This window comes from Rhizobium rhododendri (assembly GCF_007000325.2).
Lineage (GTDB): Bacteria > Pseudomonadota > Alphaproteobacteria > Rhizobiales > Rhizobiaceae > Rhizobium > Rhizobium rhododendri.
Genome location: NZ_CP117268.1, coordinates 1,064,728 through 1,084,337 on the forward strand (window position 1 = coordinate 1,064,728; position 19,610 = coordinate 1,084,337).

Annotated in this window: 11 protein-coding genes and 2 pseudogenes; 2 read left to right on the top strand and 11 right to left on the bottom strand. The window is 59.2% G+C overall.

Annotated features, from left to right (window positions below):
- Window positions 1-127 precede the first annotated feature (127 nt).
- From PR018_RS22680 to PR018_RS22725, 9 genes and pseudogenes are all read right to left on the bottom strand, one after another.
- Complete coding sequence (locus tag PR018_RS22680) at window positions 128-2,386, bottom strand: glycosyltransferase family 4 protein (protein WP_142831060.1); 2,259 nt, start codon at window positions 2,384-2,386, stop codon at window positions 128-130.
- A complete protein-coding gene (locus PR018_RS22685) occupies window positions 2,383-5,613 on the bottom strand; it encodes a glycosyltransferase (protein WP_244615405.1) in 3,231 nt (1,076 codons plus the stop codon). Before PR018_RS22685 ends, PR018_RS22680 begins: the two co-directional genes overlap by 4 nt.
- A 77-nt stretch (window positions 5,614-5,690) precedes the next feature.
- Window positions 5,691-6,734: pseudogene (locus PR018_RS22690) on the bottom strand (glycosyltransferase); the annotation flags it as partial.
- Between the two features lie 163 nt (window positions 6,735-6,897).
- Window positions 6,898-8,004 carry a glycosyltransferase gene (locus PR018_RS22695; RefSeq protein WP_142831058.1) on the bottom strand — a complete coding sequence of 369 codons (1,107 nt, stop codon included), beginning with the start codon at window positions 8,002-8,004 and terminating at the stop codon, window positions 6,898-6,900.
- A gap of 721 nt (window positions 8,005-8,725) precedes the next feature.
- Window positions 8,726-9,481, bottom strand: coding sequence for a DUF6883 domain-containing protein (locus tag PR018_RS22700; protein ID WP_205470422.1), 756 nt, complete (start codon window positions 9,479-9,481; stop codon window positions 8,726-8,728).
- Window positions 9,482-9,878: 397 nt separating this feature from the next.
- Complete coding sequence (locus tag PR018_RS22710; protein WP_142831116.1) at window positions 9,879-10,808, bottom strand: XdhC family protein; 930 nt, start codon at window positions 10,806-10,808, stop codon at window positions 9,879-9,881.
- A gap of 71 nt (window positions 10,809-10,879) precedes the next feature.
- Entirely contained in the window at window positions 10,880-13,165 is a 2,286-nt protein-coding gene (locus PR018_RS22715; RefSeq protein ID WP_142831057.1) for a xanthine dehydrogenase family protein molybdopterin-binding subunit, read from the bottom strand.
- Window positions 13,162-14,142: an FAD binding domain-containing protein gene (locus tag PR018_RS22720; protein WP_142831056.1), complete on the bottom strand. Its 981-nt coding sequence runs from the start codon at window positions 14,140-14,142 to the stop codon at window positions 13,162-13,164. Before PR018_RS22720 ends, PR018_RS22715 begins: the two co-directional genes overlap by 4 nt.
- Window positions 14,139-14,615, bottom strand: a complete 477-nt coding sequence (locus PR018_RS22725; protein WP_142831055.1) for a (2Fe-2S)-binding protein — start codon at window positions 14,613-14,615, stop codon at window positions 14,139-14,141. Before PR018_RS22725 ends, PR018_RS22720 begins: the two co-directional genes overlap by 4 nt.
- 163 nt (window positions 14,616-14,778) lie before the next feature.
- Between PR018_RS22725 and PR018_RS22730 the strand changes: the two genes are divergently transcribed.
- Window positions 14,779-15,372, top strand: coding sequence for a TetR/AcrR family transcriptional regulator (locus PR018_RS22730; RefSeq protein WP_142831054.1), 594 nt, complete (start codon window positions 14,779-14,781; stop codon window positions 15,370-15,372).
- Between the two features lie 158 nt (window positions 15,373-15,530).
- Here the strand turns inward: PR018_RS22730 and PR018_RS22735 are convergent, their stop codons facing one another.
- Both PR018_RS22735 and PR018_RS22740 read right to left on the bottom strand, forming a co-directional pair.
- Entirely contained in the window at window positions 15,531-17,513 is a 1,983-nt protein-coding gene (locus PR018_RS22735; RefSeq protein ID WP_341798993.1) for an ATP-binding protein, read from the bottom strand.
- Window positions 17,514-17,562: 49 nt separating this feature from the next.
- Complete coding sequence (locus PR018_RS22740) at window positions 17,563-19,071, bottom strand: ATPase domain-containing protein (protein ID WP_142831052.1); 1,509 nt, start codon at window positions 19,069-19,071, stop codon at window positions 17,563-17,565.
- A 134-nt stretch (window positions 19,072-19,205) separates the two neighbouring features.
- Here PR018_RS22740 and PR018_RS22745 point away from each other — a divergent pair.
- Window positions 19,206-19,373: pseudogene (locus PR018_RS22745) on the top strand (IS3 family transposase); the annotation flags it as partial.
- Window positions 19,374-19,610: the final 237 nt, after the last annotated feature.

Here is a 19,610-nt window from a genome sequence, read left to right on the forward strand (position 1 = left end):
CGGATTGGAAAGAATGCGGATAGCTGCGTATTGGACGGCCATCATACAGCCAAGCAAACATAGAACTATCCCGGGTCGCGGAAATCTCCGCGAGCCGGGGCGTGGACTGGCGAAGCGTACGAGCTGATCACCAAGAGCTTGTTGCGCTTCGTATTTGTGACGCTTTCAATTCATCCAACAGGGGTTGATGTACCTCACGACCCGTCGGCGTGACGTGCGACGACAGGAGACCGTTCTTGCAGGGTCGTTCGTCGTCCCACCCGGGGTGATTGACAATAGGGTAAAGACAAAGACCTTCCAGAGGAACGCCCAACTGGCGTGCGCGTTGTGCCTCGTCCGACACATACTGGAACCACGATGCGCGCCGGTCATCCTCGATCCCGGTTTCCGCTATCAGGATAGGTCGTCCGTAGCGGGCGTAGGTCTCCGCCAAAAGCTTGCTGAGGGGCTTGTAAAGAGGATGGCCGTGATCGATCGGCAGACCGCCGTGGATCCACTGGTTGTTGAAATAATAATTTACGCCGATGATATCGAGATAGCGTTCTGTTCCGCCGATCTGTGGCCACATGCGGCCCGAGATCAGGTCCCAGCCTTGGAATTGTGATTGGTGGTGACCGCCCGCCACACCGGCTTCCCAAGGTCGCGATGGGTCGGTGACGACGTTGATGATCGGATCACAGTGGACGAAGCGGGCTCGAGGATCTACTGAGAGGATGGCATCCATGGCCGCGATAGCGGCGCGCGCGAGCTGTACTTTCAACTCGAACCCTCGACCATTGCCAAATGGATTAAGGTATCCGGCGTCACCCCCGGCCCACGCAAAAAACGAGATTTCGTTGACTGGGCAGTAAAATGGTATTTCGTCGGTTTCCTCTCGAACGATGCGCGCGCATTCCCGAGAAAAACGTGCGAAACGGTCTACAAATGCTGGTGACCAGATGTTAACGTCGTCCGGCAGGCCGTAATGGAGCAGGTCCCAGATCACCTGGGTCTTTGTTGTCGCCGCCGCCTTGAGCATCGGCCGAATGCTTGACCAATCGTAACATCCGTGACTGTCGATGAGGTGCCAGCGAAAGCCGTCTCGCACGGTACGGATCCCGAAGCCGGCCAGCTGCCGGTAATCCTGTTCAGCATATCGGTCGTGTCCGATTGACTGGATCACGTCTAGCCGCCGGCCTGAAACCTCGCCTCCGCGTGGCCGCAATCTGTGAGTGGAGCACTCAAACCCGCCCTGCAGGAAGGATTTGAAGAGGCTCGTGGGTTCCGCTGGCCTGCGCTCGGCACGCACTTCCGCAAAAAGTTGCTCCCACTGCGGGAGTACCTTTGCGACGGAGTAGGTGTCCTCGACTTTACGGCGAAGAGCCGAGCCGAGCTGGCGGCGGATTTGGGAATTGGCGATCAGCTCGGCGATCTTTCTGGCCACGGAGGCGGGATCGCCGTAGGGTACGAAAAGGCCGGATATACCATCATCGATCTGCTGCAGCGCGCCGTTGTCGGGCGTCGCAATGACAGGCAGCGAAGCAGCACCGGCTTCCGCGATCACATGCGGCATGCCCTCGCCCTTGGACAGCCAGACAAAGATATCGAATGCCGACAGCAGCTCGGCGATATCCTTGCGGTCGCCGAGAAAAACGAGCTTGCCGCCGAGACCGCGCTCAAGCGCCAAGTTGCTCAGATCATCGGCATAGTCCGGCATGAACGCATCGGGGCCGCCGACGATGACGAAGCGGGCGCTCAAATCTTCGGCCGAGACCAGTGCCGCGGCCTCGATGAAATCGGCGACATTTTTCTTTGGGTCCAGGCGCCCGACCCAGCCGGTCAGCGTCTGGCTGTCCGTAATCCCGAGGCCGGCGCGCAAGTGAGCGCGACGGGTCGTCTCGAACGCCGTCAGATCCACCATCGAAGGGATCTCGATGGCGTGCTGCTCACGCCCCGGCATGCTCGACGCTGCGGCGTCTCGGATCGACCGGCACACGCCGACATAGCGGCTTGTCAGGTGTTTCGGTCCGGCCAGCGCCTCCGATACCAGGCCGCCATGTTCGATCAGCAACGGTCGCAGGTGCATCCGCTCGAGCGCCGGATAGATGTCCGCGACATTCTGACAGGAGACGACGATGTCGTAGCCCGCTGCCTTTTCGGCGAGGTAGCCGACCGTATCATCGAACGACAACTGGTAAGGCGCGGTGTCGACGTCTACACCGAGGGCGCGCAGCTGATCATGGGTTTGCTCTGGCATCCCCTCCTTGCGGAAGCAGGCGACCACGTCGATGCGATAGCGGCGCCGATCAAGGTGTTCGGCAAGGAGACGCACTTCCGTCTCCTCTCCGCCGACGACGAGCCAGGCGAAGACGAACAGGATCCTGGTTGGGGGCGCGCCCGCACTCATTGGGCCACCTGAAAGACGACCTGCAGGAAGTCTGGCCTGTTCTCGACAAGGTCGGTCAGAAAGCCCGGTGCGTCGTCCAGAGGGATGACATGGGTGATCATATGCTCACGGATGTCGCCGCCCCGCGCCTTCAACAGGTCGATCGTTGCCAGAGCGAGCCGGCGTCTGTCCCACAAGGGGGCAAGGCCGCGCGGCACGCGATTGATCTGCGCGCAGACGATGTTGAGGCCGTTGTGGTGGAACTCCTCGCCGAGCCTCAGAGCATCCGCACCGCCCTGGTAGAAGGCAAGGTCGATGACAGTACCCTGCGGACGCAGCGCCTTCAGGGCCGTGTGCAAACTGTCCGAGTGGGCACGCGTCTGAAAGACGATATCGGCACCGCGCCCCATAGTTCCATCATGCCAGCGGGCTTTCGCGTGGTTCCAGGCCTGGTCCTCGGTCATCGCCGTCAGGCCCATCGCCTCCGCTTTGCTTCGGCGAAAATCGGAGGGATCGGCGATAACGACGTCGGACGCCCCGAGCGCTTGCGCAAAGAGGGCCGTCATCAACCCGACGGTGCCAGCACCGATGACGAGAACCGGCCGGTCCTTAATGCCTGCCCCGAGCGCCGGGACATGGGCGCCATAGGACAATGCGTCGGCGTGCAGAATGCCATTGGCGGCGATCGGACCCATCTGGGCGACGAGGACGCCGAGGAGAGGATCGATGCCGTCAGGCATTGGGATCAACACGTCGTGATAGGGGTTGGCCGTGTGGCCGGTCTTGTGGGCATAGGCGGAGGCGACGATGGCGCCCTTGGCAAAACCCGTCGCGCGTGATTCGGATACCCGCGCGACTTCCATGTAGCCGAGGAACGGGACCGGATAGTGGAGATCTGCTTCGTTACCGACAAACACGCCACGATCACTGTCGAAGCGCGACCGAAAATAGGGGTTGGTGTTCTTGAGGAAGGTAAGCTCCGTCCCTGCGGACAGGCCGCTGAAAAGTGTCTCCAGCCTCACCTGGCCATCGGACGGTGGTCCCTCCTCGTATTCGAAGAAATAGGGCCGCCCTGGTCCCTCGACGCCGAGCGAGCGGATCATGCGGTGGCCGGGCGGCATTCCGTGATGCGCTTCCGGACGCGGCTGGAACTGCAGGGGCGCCGGCGCCGGCCGCGTGATCTCCGGCATGTCGAGACGGACGGGTTCGCCGCTCTCGGCAGATGCCATGACGGCGAGTGCCAGACGGTGCGTCGCCACGGCATCGCCATAGGGGCAACGGATGCGGTTTTCACCGCCGCTGACAGCATCGATGAAATCGCGGTCCTCGCGCCAGACCGGGTCGCCGTCGGCGCCGCGGGTCGGCCGTCCTCGCCCGGTGTCGATCATGATGTCGCGGTCGGTCAATTCGATGGCGAGCCGGTCGGCAAAGATGTGCAGGCCGACACGGTGGTTCCAGCCGAGCAAGCACGTCGAGGCGATGTTGGCGATCACGCCGCTCTCGAAGGTCAGACTTGCCGTTGTCACCGTCGGCACGTCGAGGCCCGGAAATTCGGCCCTGTCGGTGTGTCCGACGCGGCCGTAGACCTCTCTGACGTCGCCGATCAGGAAGCGGATGAGGTCGAGGAGATGGGTTGTTTGCTCGACGATCTGTCCGCCGGACTTGTCCTGCTTCCACCACCATTGCGGCGGCGGCGTGGAATCGAGCCAGTAACCGGACAGCAGCTGCGCGGGGTTGTGTTCAAGCAACGTCCGCGCCTCGTCAACGGTGTCAAGATAGCGCCAGTGGTAGCCGACCGCCGTGATGAGGCCCTTTGCCGCCACTGCTGCCGAAATCGCCTCTGCCGTCTCAAGGTCGAGCGACACAGGTTTTTCGACGAAGAAGGGAATCCCGCGCGCGATCAGGTCATGCTCGGGTTCGCCGTGCGCAAAAGGCGGTACGCAGACATAGACCGCGTCGGGGCGCTGCTCGTCGAGCATGTCCTTGTGGTGCCGGAAAGACCGTGTACCGAAGCGCATGGCGGCACGGTCGGCGCGTTCGAGGTCGGGATCGGCAAAGCCCACCAATTCAACGTCTTCGAAAGTGGCGAGAATGTCCAGATGCCGTTGCGCAATGCCTCCGACGCCGATGAAGGCGAGACGCGTCTTTTTCATGGCTGTATCCTTTTGCTTAGCTATTGCAGGTTCCTGCAGAAGGCGGTCGTAGATTGCGGCCGTTTCCGCTCCCATCCGGGCTGCCGAAAAGTTGGTCGCGAAACGTGCGCGGCCCGCTCCGCCCGTGCGTGCTGCCCGGTCGGGGTCGGAAAGCGCCGCTTTAATGACCGCCGCGAGGGATATGGGGTCCCCCGCCGTGGCGAAGAGTTCGTGATGCTCGCCGAGTGCTTCTACGGTGCCGCCGACGCGTGTGGCTGCGACGGGGATGCCGAGCGACATGGCTTCGAGAACCGCCAGCGGCAGGCCTTCAAATCGCGATGGAAGCACGAAGAGATCGGCGATGTTCATAATGTCTGCGACATCCTGTCTCTGGCCGAGGAAGCGTACATGGCCCGAAATCCCAAGCGTCGAGACGAGCGCCTCGGTGGCCTCCTGCTCATCGCCGGAGCCAACGAGAAGCAGCGTGGCCGACGGATGAGCGGCGATAACGTCCGGCATGGCGCGCAACAGCGTCGCGTGATCCTTTTGGGTCGAAAACCGCGCCACCGTGAGGAGAACAGTGCGGCCATCCAGATCCATCTCTGATTTGACGTCGGTTGCAGATTCCTGCGGCTGAAGCGGGTATATGCCGTTCCTGACGACGCTCAGCCTGTCGCCAGCGATGTGACCGACAAAGCTCTCCTGGGAGGCGTCTGAGACGACGATGTGGTGGCCGATGGCTTCGATCTGTCGGCGGTATTCGTCCACTTGTTCGACATCGGTGAGGAGGTAAGGAAGATGCTCGGTACGGACGACCGGGATGCCGCGCTCTATTCCCGCAGCGGTAAGCCAATGCCCCTCCCAACCGATGCCAGCGTGTACATGCAGGAGATCAAAGGGCTTTCCGCCCAGCCAGGTTGCAAAATCATCTTTCGAGTTGAGGCGTTTTACGCTCAGACCGTGCCGCAGGGCGCGGGTGAGTAACGGGCTTCGTTCTCCCGACAAGAGCGCCAGGGTCACGTCCCATCGCTTGTCCATGGCACGGCCAAGGGCAAGCATGTGCTCTCCCATTCCCGACGGATCGAGACTGTCGGTTACCAGAAGAATGCGGGGCATTACTTGCCCCCGACCGCGACTGTCGCGCCGAGCTCATCTGCGAGGGGATGATGCGTCAACGGGTGGACCTGCCTCCTGGCGCTAGAGTAGATCGATTGTGCCACGATTTCCGACATGAGATCGAAGGTCTTGTCCCAGGAGGAGCGGACCAGCATCGCATCCACGTCGCCGAGCCAGTCGCTGCTCTCGCCGGCCAGCGCAATCGCCCTGTCGCAGGCGTCAGCGAACTCCTTCGCGCCGTTGGCGAGAAAAACTCCCTCGAGGTTGCCATAGGCACGTGCAACATCTGTTACCCAGGTGCTGACCACCGGTCGTCCTGCTGCGAGATATTCCGGCGTCTTTGTCGGACTGATGAAGCGTGTCGCCTCGTTCAGCGCGAACGGCATGAGAGCGACGTCCCAGCCGGAAAGATAGGCCGGCAGGTCGGCATAGGACTTGAGACCGAGATAGTGGATATTGGCCGCGCGCGGCAGTTCTTCATCAGAGATCTTGACGACAGGACCGAGAAAGATGAGCGAGAGATCCGGTCGCGCCCTGGAGACCGCAGCAATGAGGCTCAGATCAAGCCTTTCATCAACCACCCCGTAATAGCCGAGCTTCGGCCCCGAAATTGCTGCCTGATCCGCCGGTTCCGCCATGCCGTTGCGCGTGGCGCGGAAATGCTCGATATCGACACTGGAGGGAAAGGCGTGGATGTTGTCATGCTTGTCCCGCTTTGCCTCATAAAGGCTCAAGCCGCCAGTGAACACGGCATCCGCACGCGCCATCAGCGCCCTCTCGGCGTCTTTCAACTGCATGGGTGCGAACTTGAAATTAGCAAGTTCGTCCATGCAATCGTAAACCACAGCCGCAGCGTCGATGTGCGCGGAAAAGGCGTACATCATCGGCGTGTAGTACCAGAGGATGGGTTTCACGCCACCATGCAGCTCGAGCAGTTCGTCCAGCAGGTTGCCAAGCGCTTCCTGCCGATCCGCCTCGGTCCACCAATGGGGGATCCTCGGACGGACCGCTTTGACGGTCGTGCCGGCAAACGGATGGATCTCGATATAGGCAAGATGATGGTCGGTCGGGATGTATTCCTCGAAGAAGAAGACTTGGCGCTGCTGTGAAAATCGCTGCATCAGATGCTGCGGTCTCTGCAGCACGAAATCCCACCGGAGGTGAGAGAAACAGACAAGGGGGGCCTTGTCGAGAATGCGGGATTCCGAGGTGCGCGGTAGGGGATGCAGCAGGTTCATGGGGTTCCTCTTCAAGTAGTGAAACCTGCAACCAGCTAGTAATCCCTTAGTTCCAACGGTGGAAAGCCGCCCTGTCGAAATTCTGCAGCAATGGCGCGATCCTCCTGATGGTGTGAGGCCATGTCCAGTTTGCCTGAACGATCTCGCGCGGAGTGAAGGTATCCAGGCGTGCCAGCATATCGGAAATGCCCTCGTGAAATCGGTCGCCGCTGGCTGTCGCCCCCGTCAGATCGGTGATGTATTGCAGTCCGCAGCTTAGCGCATCGTTGGCAAGCACCGGGATGCCGGCCAGCATATATTCCGTGAGGATGGCGGGCGCTCCGTCATCGATGCCGCACACGACACCTATGCGGGACTGGTTCATCAGCCGATTGACCTCCTCGAAGTCCACACCGGGTGGCCCGACGAAATCGACGTTCAGACCCGATGTGTCGGCTCGGTGGCGCAGGTCGTCCGCAAGCTCTCCGTAGCCGAAGACGCACAGCGTCCGGATGCTGCGCGGCATCTTCTCCAGCGCATCGAACAAGATGTCGTGACGCTTGTAAGCCTGTGCTGCCGCGACATAAATGACGTCGTAGACCTTTGGTAGGGGTAGCGGCCGAAACGTCAGATCGGATGCGAATTCGGGGCCGACCGGCATGATTGCTGTCTGCATTTCCGGATGGCGGGCCAGCACTGCCTCGGACTGCCATTCGGCGCCGGTCAGCACGAGATCGAAATGGCGACTGACCTCAAATGGGATGCGAAGCGCCGGCGCATCGATGGAATTGTAGATCTTGAAACTGTCGCGGCAGGCGAGAAGAATGTCTTCGCTAACCCCAAGCCCCCAGACGCAAAGGATGTCCGGCGGTCCAAAGGCTTTTATGTGGGCAAGCATGTCGTTCGAGGCGAAAGGCGCATCCGGCCCATCCAGCCGAAAGGACCGGCGGGTAAGCCAGGGGCTGTCGGCGTCCTCCCGATCAAGCGGCGGCGTCTCTCCGCGCCAGTGGGTCCAGATCTCCGCGCAGTCCACAAGGCCGCTGTGCAGGGCAGCGAGCGGCAACCTCTCGATATAGCCACCCTTTACCTCGACGTGATCCGGCCGACCGGTGCCTCTTGGGCTCTTCCCACGACTGCCCGAGATCCATTGCTGGTAGAACTCTGAAACCGGCACAACCTATCCACCGAGATATTCGCCACTTTGAAAGTCACTTATAACAACCAGACGTCTTGGCCTCATATTTTGGCCGTTCCTTCATTGGATTGGAGAGGGCAACGCCGCAGCCGCGCCAGCAATACGACCGAACGATCCTACAGTGCCGAGACATCAGCCGCGACCGAAGCACCCGGACGCATTCCACGATTGCTGGCCCTCATGGCTGTGTTGCTCTCAAAACAACTTTTAGAATGATTAGTTCCGGGACATTATCTGTTGAGCAATTATCTACTGAGTAATGGAATTAAGGTTTATTACAGCCACCATGTCTCCTACTCCCGACGATCGTCACGTAAGACGCGGAAGATAAGCTACCCCCTGCGTTGCAGTTCTCCACAAGCATAAAATCTGTCGATCTCGGAACCCCGCGTTCAGATCGTTGTTAACTCGAGATGGATCATTCATCGAGGTGGATAGGCATGTCAGTAATCTTTCCCAAAGTTTTCAACCGTGAAAAGACAAACAATCCGAGCGACCAAGCACCGGCTGATGTTGATGTCTGCGTTAAGCCGTCGCAAGCATCCGACAACGCGCTCCTGATCATTCGTCTTCGAGCGTTACAACGGATGGACTGGCCATCGACGACAACGCGGTCATAAATTCTTCACCTACGGCAACAGGCCTACGAGCGCATTCCTGGCCGCAAGTACGAGCCCAAAGTCGCGGGCAAATTACCTGCCTATCTCTGGTTCAAGCGTATACTTTCATGAAGAATTCTGGTGTCGATCGTGTTCCCGGTGGCGAGGGTAATCGGTATGGTTTGCTCGAATGTCTGGCCGCACGGGGTAGTCTTCGTGGACACCGCCGTTGCAGGATCGAACCGTAGCTGGGGAGCCAAGTCTTGCCAATTGCTTTGATCAAACCCTAGGGTCTGACTGAACCAGTTTGCCTTGCCCTGGTTTTGCGGATGAGTCGAATCGAGCAGGTAGCTCTTCAGCTTGCTCTCAAGATTTGAGGTGTCGAAGCCAACATCGACAGCGATATTTTCTGCAGCAGCCTTCGTCAACGCTTGATCAACAGCCTCCTTATCTAGCGCGCTGATGCCGGCGAGTCCGACGCCAGTGCCGCCAAGCTCAAGAATTGAGGCGACGATGTCTTGGAAGATTACATTAGCCTGTGCGGCACAGGCCTGAACTCCCAAGCTGCACATGGCGGCGAGATCTTGCGCCACCGGAAGCGCTGCGGCGGCTCCGACCGCGATCATGTATTCAACCTGGATGAGCTTGCCGACCGATTGCGTGAAGGCGGTATTTGCCATCAGTCCGTCGACGAGTGCGGCGTTTTGAATTGCAAACTGCCGGAGCGCAGACCCGTTGGTGCCCGCCGTCCTCGAGATGGCGTCGGTGAGACTTTGGAGAAGTTGGAGATAGGTCGGTTCCGAACCGGTCAGCGCGTTTTCGAGACCTGTGGCGTTCCCCTGGCCCTGCTCGACCACGCCGATAGCGTCCTTCAGGCCGTTCAGAACCGCTGATGGCTGGGCTGGCGTGGCGTTCTTGAGATCGTCGGTGTCGTTTGCGGCCGAGACCAGTGCTCGGTGGGGCTGTCTCCCGTTGCGCCCTCGATCCGAAGGCCGTCAATGATATCGTCAAGCACCGGGCCGCGCTGGCTGGGCTGGAGGCTGGGGAGTTTTCGGCGCATTGCTTGCGATCGGGTTATCTGACCGAGGCGGCCAATCGTGGCGTTCCCCTTCCCGAGGCCATGGAGCAGTCGAGGTACCAATCCGTTCAGCAAGCGTCCAGCTATTGCGCTATCACAACAACCCTACGCGGCGAACATGTAAGGTGGCACGACTACTTTAACGATTAAGTGACTTTCGATCAGCCTAGAGGGCTTCATTGCTCCTCCAAGAGCCGCCGTGCGGCAATATCGGCCAAAACCGAGAGCGCCAGAGACTGTGAATCTCTGGCCTTATTAAAAAGGCCTATCGGAGATTTGATCCGGGCAATCTCGCCGCGGCTATACCCGAGTTCTTCCAGCCGTTGAACACGTCTGGCATGTGTGCGCGCACTCCCGAGCGCACCGACGTAGAACGGCCTAGAACGCAGCACCGCCTCGAAGACCGGGATTTCAAAATCGATATCGTGATAGAGGAGCGATACAGCCGTGTCGGCATCGATAATTTCTGGTGAAAGCGCCGGCCCGCTACCGTCGTAGCAATAGATGTCATACCCTGCAGCCGTCGCGACTCTGGCGGTGACATCGGCCTCGACCGACCGGCCGGCGAGAACTACCCGGACACGCGGGCGATGGTGCGTGATGAACGTCTGTCCCCTCCAGCCTGTCGGCTCGAACGTCTCTGTCGCAATCAGCCGCTGGGTGTCAGGTTGATAGCAGAGGCTTGCCGTTAGCCGCTTTCCAAGCCTGGCGAGAATGGACCATAAGGCCACGCTCTCACGAAGGACATGGATTGCAACCGTAATGCCGCCACCGCAGGGAAGGACGATATCGAAAAACGGCGATCCTTCCCCCAGCAGAAGGTTGCGATCGCAACCTCTCGAAATCGCCTCCATCGCCTCCGATGCAACCGCCGCCTCCGTACATCCGCCGGACACGAAACCGCAATAAAAGCCGTCATCGCGGATCGCCATGTGGGATCCGAGCGGGTGCGCGGATCCTCCGCGAATATCAACAAGCGTGGCAAAGGCCACTCCGTGTCCAGCATCGAAGGATTGAGCAGCAAACTCCATTATTTTGATGGCGTCATCGGTCATAAGAGCCTTTCTAGGCACGATTGGCGCAGTGACGCTGCATGAGCTCAACATCTGCAGACCTTTCATCGAATTGAGCAACCGCTGGATTTGCGTCCGGCATCGCTTGGACTGACAATCTGAAACTAGAGCAACTTTTCCAAGGTGATGGGGAGATCACGAACTCGTTTTCCCGTCGCGTGGAAGACAGCATTTGCAATCGCGGGCGCCACGCCGACGATACCAACTTCACCGACCCCCTTTCCTCCCAACGCGGACGCATCCAGATCGGGGACACCGACAGAGATCACTTGGATATCCGGGACATCCGAATTGGTCGGCACGAGGTAATCGGCAACATTATTGTTGACGAGCCTGCCGTTGCGCCGATCGACAAGGCCCTCTTCGAGCAAAGCTTGGCCGATGCCCATGATGATCCCGCCGCGCCATTGGCTCTCCACAAGTCGTGGATTGTAGAGACGACCGCAATCGAAGGCCGATACGATGCGAGAAACGCGAACCGTGCCGAAATCCTCGTCGATTTTCACCTCGACGAAATGCGCGCACCAACTGTGCATGGAATGGTCGCCCATGGTCGGCCCTTGGACGCCGGCCATTGTCGTCCAAGCTCGCTTGTGGTCGGCGGCCGATTGTGTGGCGTCATCGAGCGTGTTGCGGAGAACTTCCAAATGTTCTTTTCCAAGGGCCGACATCAATTCCGAAAGCGTGTATTCGCCGCCTCGCGCGGAGCCGAGCCGTCCGTTGATGAGCGTCAACGTGTTTGCGCCGGTATCGCGGAGGGGTGAATTGGCGTCATTGAGTGCAAGTTCGATGAGCTCGTCACGCGCAGCGATCGCTGCTTTGTGGACGGCACCAGTGATCGACCCAGCAAGCATTGATCCGCCGGCAATCGCCGATCCCGGCATCCGCGAATCGCCAAGCAGGACATCGATCTGGCTGACGGGAACGCCCAGCGCGTCGGACGCTGTCTGGGCAAGGATCGTATAGGTTCCCTGCCCCATATCGATGGCGCTACTGATCACCTCCACGCGGCCGTTGCCAAGGATGCGTATCATCGCCGAGCTTGGCGCCCGGATAACAGGAAACGTGCCGCACCCGATTCCCCAGCCGACCCATGTCCTGCCCTCTCGCATGGACCGAGGCTGATGGCTGCGTCCCGACCAGCCGAAAGCGTCCGCGCCCTCCGTCAGGGCCTCTCGCAGGCGACGCGTCGACCAGGGTTTTCCGGACTGGTAATCGTGGTCGGCATAGTTCTTAAGGCGCAGTTCGAGCGGATCCATACCGATCTCATAGGCAAGTTCCTCCATGGCGCATTCGATGCCGTATGCGCTGGGGTTCTTGCCTGGGCCGCGGAGCGCGCCGGGCGTCACAGTGTTGACGGGGACTACCCGATGTTCGGAGCTGAAGTTTTCCACCTTGTAAAGCACTGCCGTTGCTGCGCCCGTCTGCTCGGGATAGTCGACATAAACTGACGTTTCGCTCGCACCGCGATGGATGATCGCTTGCAGCAGCCCGTCGTTGGTCGCTCCTAGCGAAATCTGCTGGCGCGTCGCCGCCCGTCCACCGTAGCTTGTGAAGTTCTGCGGTCGGGTCACCGCGAGCTTTACCGGACGGCCGAGTTTTCTTGCTGCGACAGCCGCAACAGCACCGTAGGCAAGCGCTGCACCTTTCGAGCCGAACCCGCCGCCAATGAATGGGGATATGATCCGGACGTCTTCAAGCGGCAAGCCGAACCACTCGGCATAGCTGCGCGCCATTCCCTGGGCCCACTGGCTTGGCTCCCACACAGTCAGCGTATTGCCGTCCCATTTCGCCGTCAGCCCATGCGGCTCCATGGCAACGTGGAATTCCCGTGGCGTTCGGTACACGACGTCGATCTTGACCTGTGCGCTGGCGAACGCCGACTCTGCGTCTCCCCACTTGCACGTCAGATTATCCATGACTTTGCCCTGACCGGCATTGGGGTCGTCGAGGCCCATCACTGCGGGCGTTTCTTCGTAGGTAACCCGTATCAGCTTGACTGCCTCCGACGCTTGCTCCCGCGTCTCTGCCACAACAGCGCAGATGGTCTCGCCATTGAAGCGAACTTGGCGTGGCAGGGGATTGTAGTTCTGGTTTTCCGGGCGATTCCCGTACCAGTCGGAGGCGACCTTCAGTCCAAAATCATCCTCAGGCGTGAGAACCAGCAGAACGCCAGGCATCGCCTTCGCCTGTGCAGTGTCAACCGCAAGGACCCGACCCGCCGGAATTGTGCTCTGCAGTAGTACTGCATGCGCTAGATTTTCAAACGGATATTCAAGCGCGTAGGTGGCGGCTCCGGTAACCTTCACCGTGCCCTCGAAACGCGAATGCCGTCCGCCGATCATGCCGTCGGAAGCATCGCCATGCTTGCGGGGTTCCATTATCGTCATAGAAGACCTCCCACGGTCAGAATGGCGCGCGCGACCACACGCGGCGCGAGTTTGATCTTGTACTGATTGCCGCCGTGCGGAAGCGCATTCTCCATTGTAAGCCGGCTGGCGGCTTCCACGGATGCAACATCGAGAACCTTGCCGATGAGTGCGGCCTCTATCGCGCGTGCGCGCCAGGGCCTTGTTGCAACACCGCCGAGCGCGATACGAATATCGCGCACCGTCTTGCCGTCCGCTTCCAGTTCGATACCGACGGCCGCGCTCGATGCGGCAAACTCGTAAGATTGGCGATCGCGGACTTTCAGATAGGTCGAATTTCGTGCTGCCGGAGAGGCGGGGATCGTCACGGCCGTAATCATCTCGCCGGTTTCCAGCAAAGTCTCCCTTTGCGGCGTCGAGCCTGGCAGCAGAAAGAATTCGTCTATCGCCACGCTTCGCTCGCCGATCTTGATCTCGGCGTCGAAGGCCACGAGGGCGATTGCCAGATCGCCCGGATAGCTGGCAATGCAATTTGGGCTCGTGCCGAGCACCGCGTGGTTGCGGGTCACGCCGCCGATGGCCGAGCAGCCTGACCCGGGATTCCGCTTGTTGCACGCGGTAAAGGCGCCCGGCTCTCGGAAGTATGAACAGCGGGTCCGCTGAAGAAGATTGCCGCCGATCGTCGCCATGTTTCTGAGCTGTGCGGAGGCGGCAAGCGAGAGAGACTGTGCCACGGCCGGAAAATGGGAAAGGATGTGGGGATGGTCTGCGACGGCCGCCATCCTAGCAAGAGCGCCGATGCTGACACCCGTGTCATCGGCGTCGATCCCGTCCAGCCCAGCAAGGTGCGTGATGTCGACCACGCGCTCCGGCTCGGCCACGCCGCACTTGGCGAGGTCCAGAAGCGTGGTGCCCCCTGCAAGGAAGACCGCACCGCTTTGGACTTCCTGTTGCGCCTCGTCGATGGAGGTCGCACGTACGTAGGAAAAGTCTCTCATGCGCCAGTCTCCGCTGCTTTGCGCACGGCGGCGACGATGCTATTGTAGGCACCGCATCGACAGAGATTGCCGGACATGTATTCTCGGATCTCGGTGTCGGATCTGGCTCGGCCTTCGCGGATGCAGGCGACAGCCGACATGATCTGGCCAGGGGTACAGTATCCGCATTGAAACGCATCCTGATCCACGAAAGCTGCCTGAACTGGGTGAAGTTCACCATTTTTCCCAGCCAGCCCCTCGATCGTCGAGATCTGCCGACCTTCCACCTGGGCGGCGAGCGTCAGACAGGAGAGCACCCTTTGGCCGTCCACATGAACCGTGCAAGCACCGCACTGCCCCTGGTCGCAGCCCTTCTTGGTGCCTGTCAGGCAGAGATGGTCGCGAAGCGCGTCGAGCAAAGTGACGCGCGGCTCTATGGAGAGTTCGCGTGATTGTCCGTTGATGTCCAATGAAATTTGAAGCGTTCCGGCCATGATGGGTTCTCACTGTCGTCGTGGTGAAGCAATCGATAGAACTTTCGACCTGACAGACAGGCCGGCGTGCATTACAAGAGGAAGAGACGCGTAAAATGGAGGCGCCTCCGTTTAATCTAGGGACTTCCTGGTCATCGTCAAGTGCAAAATGATGGAGTAGCCTTTGGCCTCGGCCGAGCCAAAAAAAGAGCCGACCAGCGAACCTCCGTTGCGGGCAGACGCGCGCCGGAACAAGGAGCGGCTGATCGAGGTTGCAGCGGACGCGTTCGCCGAGAATGGTGTCGAGACCTCACTTGAGGACATCGCTCGCCGGGCCAGCGTCGGGATCGGTACACTGTATCGACATTTTCCGACCCGTGAGCACTTGGTGGAGGTTGTTTACCGACGCGAATTGGAAATGTTGGCTGCTGCTGCCGGCGGCTTGGCAAAAACCCATGCACCCGATGCGGCGCTTGAGGAATGGATGCGCAGGTTCGTGGGCTATATCGCTACAAAACGCGGCATGGCCAACAGCTTGCGGATATTGATGACCTCGAACTCGGCGCTGTTTGCCGAAGGCTCTGGTGTTCTGAGATCTGCATTAGACGATCTCTTGAAGAGTGCAGCCCAATCGCGGGCGGTGCGCAGTGATATTGACACGACGGACCTTTTGCATGCTCTCTCAAGCATTTACTCCATCCCCGACGCACCTGATTGGCGTGATCGGTCCCATCGACTAATCGGTCTGTTAATGGATGGCCTGCGGTGCAACAGGTAAAAAATCGTCCAGTGCCGCTGTTTCCCTATCCGCCTGTCACGCTCACATGCTGTAAATCGGCGAGGGATCCCGATGCCGATACCCATGATCGACGCTTCTATTCCTCACGTTGATAGGGTCATCTCTGTAAACGGCTTAATGTCTCGCTACAGCGTCGGTCAGCCGCGATGCAAGACCTTTCCGATTTCCGCCGCGAGCTGTGCCTGAGTGTAAGGCTTGCCGAGGCGCGGAAGATCCATCCCGCTACCAGCTGGGAGGTCGGCGTATCCAGTTGCTATGAGAATTGGCATCCCCGGCACCTTTTCCCGTACCGCCATGGCCAGCTCAGCACCGGTCATACCAGGCATGGAATAATCGGTGATCATTAGGTCGAACGTGTTGCCTGATTCCAGATACTTCAGGGCATCAGCACCAGAATTTGCTTCCACGACTTCGTGACCGAGATCTTCAAGCATGTCCACCGAGGCCATGGCGATAAGAGCATCATCGTCCACCATAAGGATCCGTATCGCCCGAGTGACGCCAATGCCACCCGGCTCGAGAGCGTCATCGATAGATATCGGCCGGAAAGTTTCGGGGAGCCACAGCTCCGCAAAAGTTCCGTGACCGACAGCACTGGTGAGACGCAGGCTTCCCTTCAGCTGCAGAGCAAGCCCGTGGACCATCGACAAGCCAAGGCCTGTTCCCTTTCCAAGTTCCTTTGTAGAAAAGAACGGATCGACTGCCTTCATCAGCGTCTGTTCGCTCATTCCGGTTCCGGTGTCTTCTACCGATAAAACGAGGTAGCGCCCTGACGTGAGATCCTTGGAAACTTCTCGTATTTCTTCGCCGCGAACGCGAACCTTGATTACTCCGCCGGAGGGCATGGCGTCCCGCGCGTTGACAACGAGATTGAGGAGTGCGAGTTCGACCTGGTTTGAATCGATCATTGCAGGCAGCAGGTTGTCTTCAAGCAGAACCTCGATTGCTATCGTCGTGCCGACCGATCGCTTGAGCAAATCCTCCATTCCGGTCACCAGCTTGCCGAGGTCTGTCGGTTCGACGCTCAGATCCTGACGTCGCGCAAAGGCAAGCAAGCGTTGTGTCAGCGCCGCGCCACGCTTTGCGCCCTGGATAGCACCGTCAATCAGGCGACATGCCTTCGGATCGTGCTGGAAATGCTTGCGAAGGAGATCAAGGTTTCCAAGCACGGCCATCAACAGGTTGTTGAAGTCGTGGGCGACACCGCCGGTGAGCTGGCCGATGACCTCCATCTTCTGAGCCTGCCTGAGTTGCTCTTCCGCCCTCTCCCGCTGGGCCACCTGTTCGATCAACCCCGCATTGGCTGCTTTCAACTCGGCTGTTCGCAGAGATACGCGCTCTTCCAGCAGATCGTTGACGCTCTTTAGCGTATCCTCGGCCACGCGGCGTTCGGTAATATCGGATGCAATGCCGACGAGTTTTTGCGCTCCACCGTTCCTGTCCCGGTAAAGCTGCGCGCGCACATCGACCCAGTGCTGGGTGGCATCGGGCCAGATGCAGCGGAAGTCGATCTCGCAGTCCCTGCCAGTCTCCACTGTCAGAGATATTGCACGTTTCAGTCGCGGCAGGTCGTCCTCGTGAATAGTCGCCAACCAATGTTCGTAAGAGAGCGGGCCGTCTTTAGGCTGTCCGAAAGTTGTGCGGAATAATTCAGAAGTCGTGAGCCGGTTTGCCTTGAGTTCCAGTTCCCAAGAGCCCAGACGCCCCGCTTCGAGCGCGGCCTGCAAACGCCGTTCGCCATCTGCAAGGTCGTTTAGGCGCGCACGCGCTTCATATTGCCTTTGCCGGCCCTTCATGGCAGTGCGCGCCACGCTGATAAAGGTGGTGGCGTGAAACGGCCTTTCCAGAAAGGTTACATTGCCGAGAATTTCAGAAAGACGCGCCGCAGCCGGATTTTTTTCTGGGCCGCCGCCTCTCTGCGTTAACACTATGAACGGCATGTCCGACCAGCTCGGCTGGTTTGCAATCCAGCTGGCGAGCGGCTTCAAGTCGCCCGATCGTACCGTCTCCTCTGTCAGCACTCCAAAGGCAACTTTGTCGCCAAGGGCTGCAACGAAGGAAGGAAGGTCTCCAGCCGACCGGCACACAATCTTTGCGGCAGAAAGGAGCGAAGAAGCCACATCTGCATCCCGCCCGCCAGGGGCAAGTATGATCGCGTCTGCAAAACGATCAGGAATTGCCCAGCCCTCCGGTGGTCATGACCATGAGAGGCTCGGAAACATCGGTGAGGACTGGCACGCCGCGCAACACACCTTGGAACCCGGAGAGCGGCGCACCGAGGCTCAGACCTGTATTGTCGATCCGGTATTCTCGGATCGTGTCCTCATGCCTACCGGCACGCTTCTTGATCACGGAGACCGCGCGGCGGACGCGCCCGGCAGCCTCGAAATAACGCAACAGTATGACGGTGTCGGCCAGATAGGTGACATCCACCGGAGATTTCATGTCGCCGAAAAGTCCATGCTGGGCAACCGTGATGAACGTATTTGCTCCCTGTCTGTTCAAGTACTGCAGAAGCTCGTGCAAATGAAGGATGAGGGCGTTTTCATCGGGCATCGCAGACTGGTAGCCGTTGATGCTGTCGATGATCACAGTCTTTGCATTGGCTTCTGTGACCCGGTCCATAACCCGACGAGTAAACTCCCCCGGCGACAGCTCAGCGGCGTCCAGCTGCTCTATGTGAACAAAGCCTTGATCGCTCAACCCCTCGAGATCCAGGCCCATCGCTTTCATGCGTGCGAAAAGTAGGCCAAGCTCCTCGTCGAAGATGAAAACTGCAGCCTTTTCACCACGGGCGACGGCGGCCTTGACGAACTCGAAGGTAAACGTGCTCTTTCCCGTGCCGGCAGGGCCAATGAGGAGCGTGCTCGATCCGCGTTCGATCCCGCCCCCAAGCAGGCTGTCAAACTCAGCGTTGCCGGTCGGCAAAATATTACGGGCGAAATCAGTTCGATGCTCGGCGGCACGCAGTCGCGGAAACACCTCTACTCCACCTGTCTTGATGGCAAGGTCATGATATCCGCCGCGGAATGCCCGTCCGCGGTATTTGATGATCCGCAGCCGCCGGCGCTCGGAGCCATAATCTGGAGCTAGTTCCTCAAGGTGGATGACCCCGTGGACCACACTGTGGACAGTTTTATCCATCATCTCGGTCGTCATGTCATCGAGCAGCAGCACCGTTGCACCCTGCCGGGCAAAGAAATGCTTGAGAGCCAGGATCTGACGACGATAGCGAAGCGAACTCTGCGCCAGAAGCCTGATTTCGGAAAGGCTATCAAGGACAACTCTGCTCGGCTTGATGCGCTCGAAAGCGTCAAAGATTAGCTTAGTCGTTTCACCGAGTTCGAGATCCGAAGAATACAAAAGGCTCTGCTGCTGATCCGGATCGAGCAGGCTTTCCGGCGGGACGAGCTCGAAGAGCTCAATGGTATCATCTATAACCATCCCGTGCGAGGCGGCGCTCGCCCGCAGCTCTGAATCCGTTTCGGAGAGTGTGATGTAGAGACACTTTTCTCCAAGTTTGGCGCCTTCGAGGAGAAATTGCAGTGCGATTGTCGTCTTGCCTGTGCCGGGATTTCCTTCCAGCAGAAACACATGATCGCGTGAAAGTCCTCCTGAAAGTACATCGTCCAATCCGGCCACGCCCGTCAGGGCGTTGGTTTCAAGCCCTACGGCCATGTCAGCTCCTACGTTTGCGTGGATTAAAATATGTCGTCAAATAAAAATTTCAATCAGGTGAACTTCAGATCGCTACTTGCCGCAAGAGTTGACAACAAACAAAATTATCCGAAGTCGGCGCTAGGGCCGGTGGGATGGTGTTCGACCACGAAGCCGAGCATCCATCCGGCTGGGCTGCCGTTTCATCTTTCGTTATCAAGATTGGCTGCTCGCCATCCACGCCACACGAATAGGTCAGAACCGCGATCGACAGCGGTCAACGAGCAGGACTGGCGAGCGATATAGCCGCGAAGATGAAGGCTGCACCTGCCCTAGTTACCAACAGCGAGCGCGAAGTCTCCAGCTACCTGACTGCGGATATAAAACTGGGCACGCTCTCGTTAGTCGCCCTGATGAGGTTGGATCATGCGCCTTGATATGACAGTCCCATGTGTTTAGGCGCTGCCAGCCACTTTGTGTGTGATGCAGCAAGCAGACATGACCCCGTCGAACTGAGCAACGCAAAAGCATTTTCACGCGTATCGGCAGTGGGACCCCTC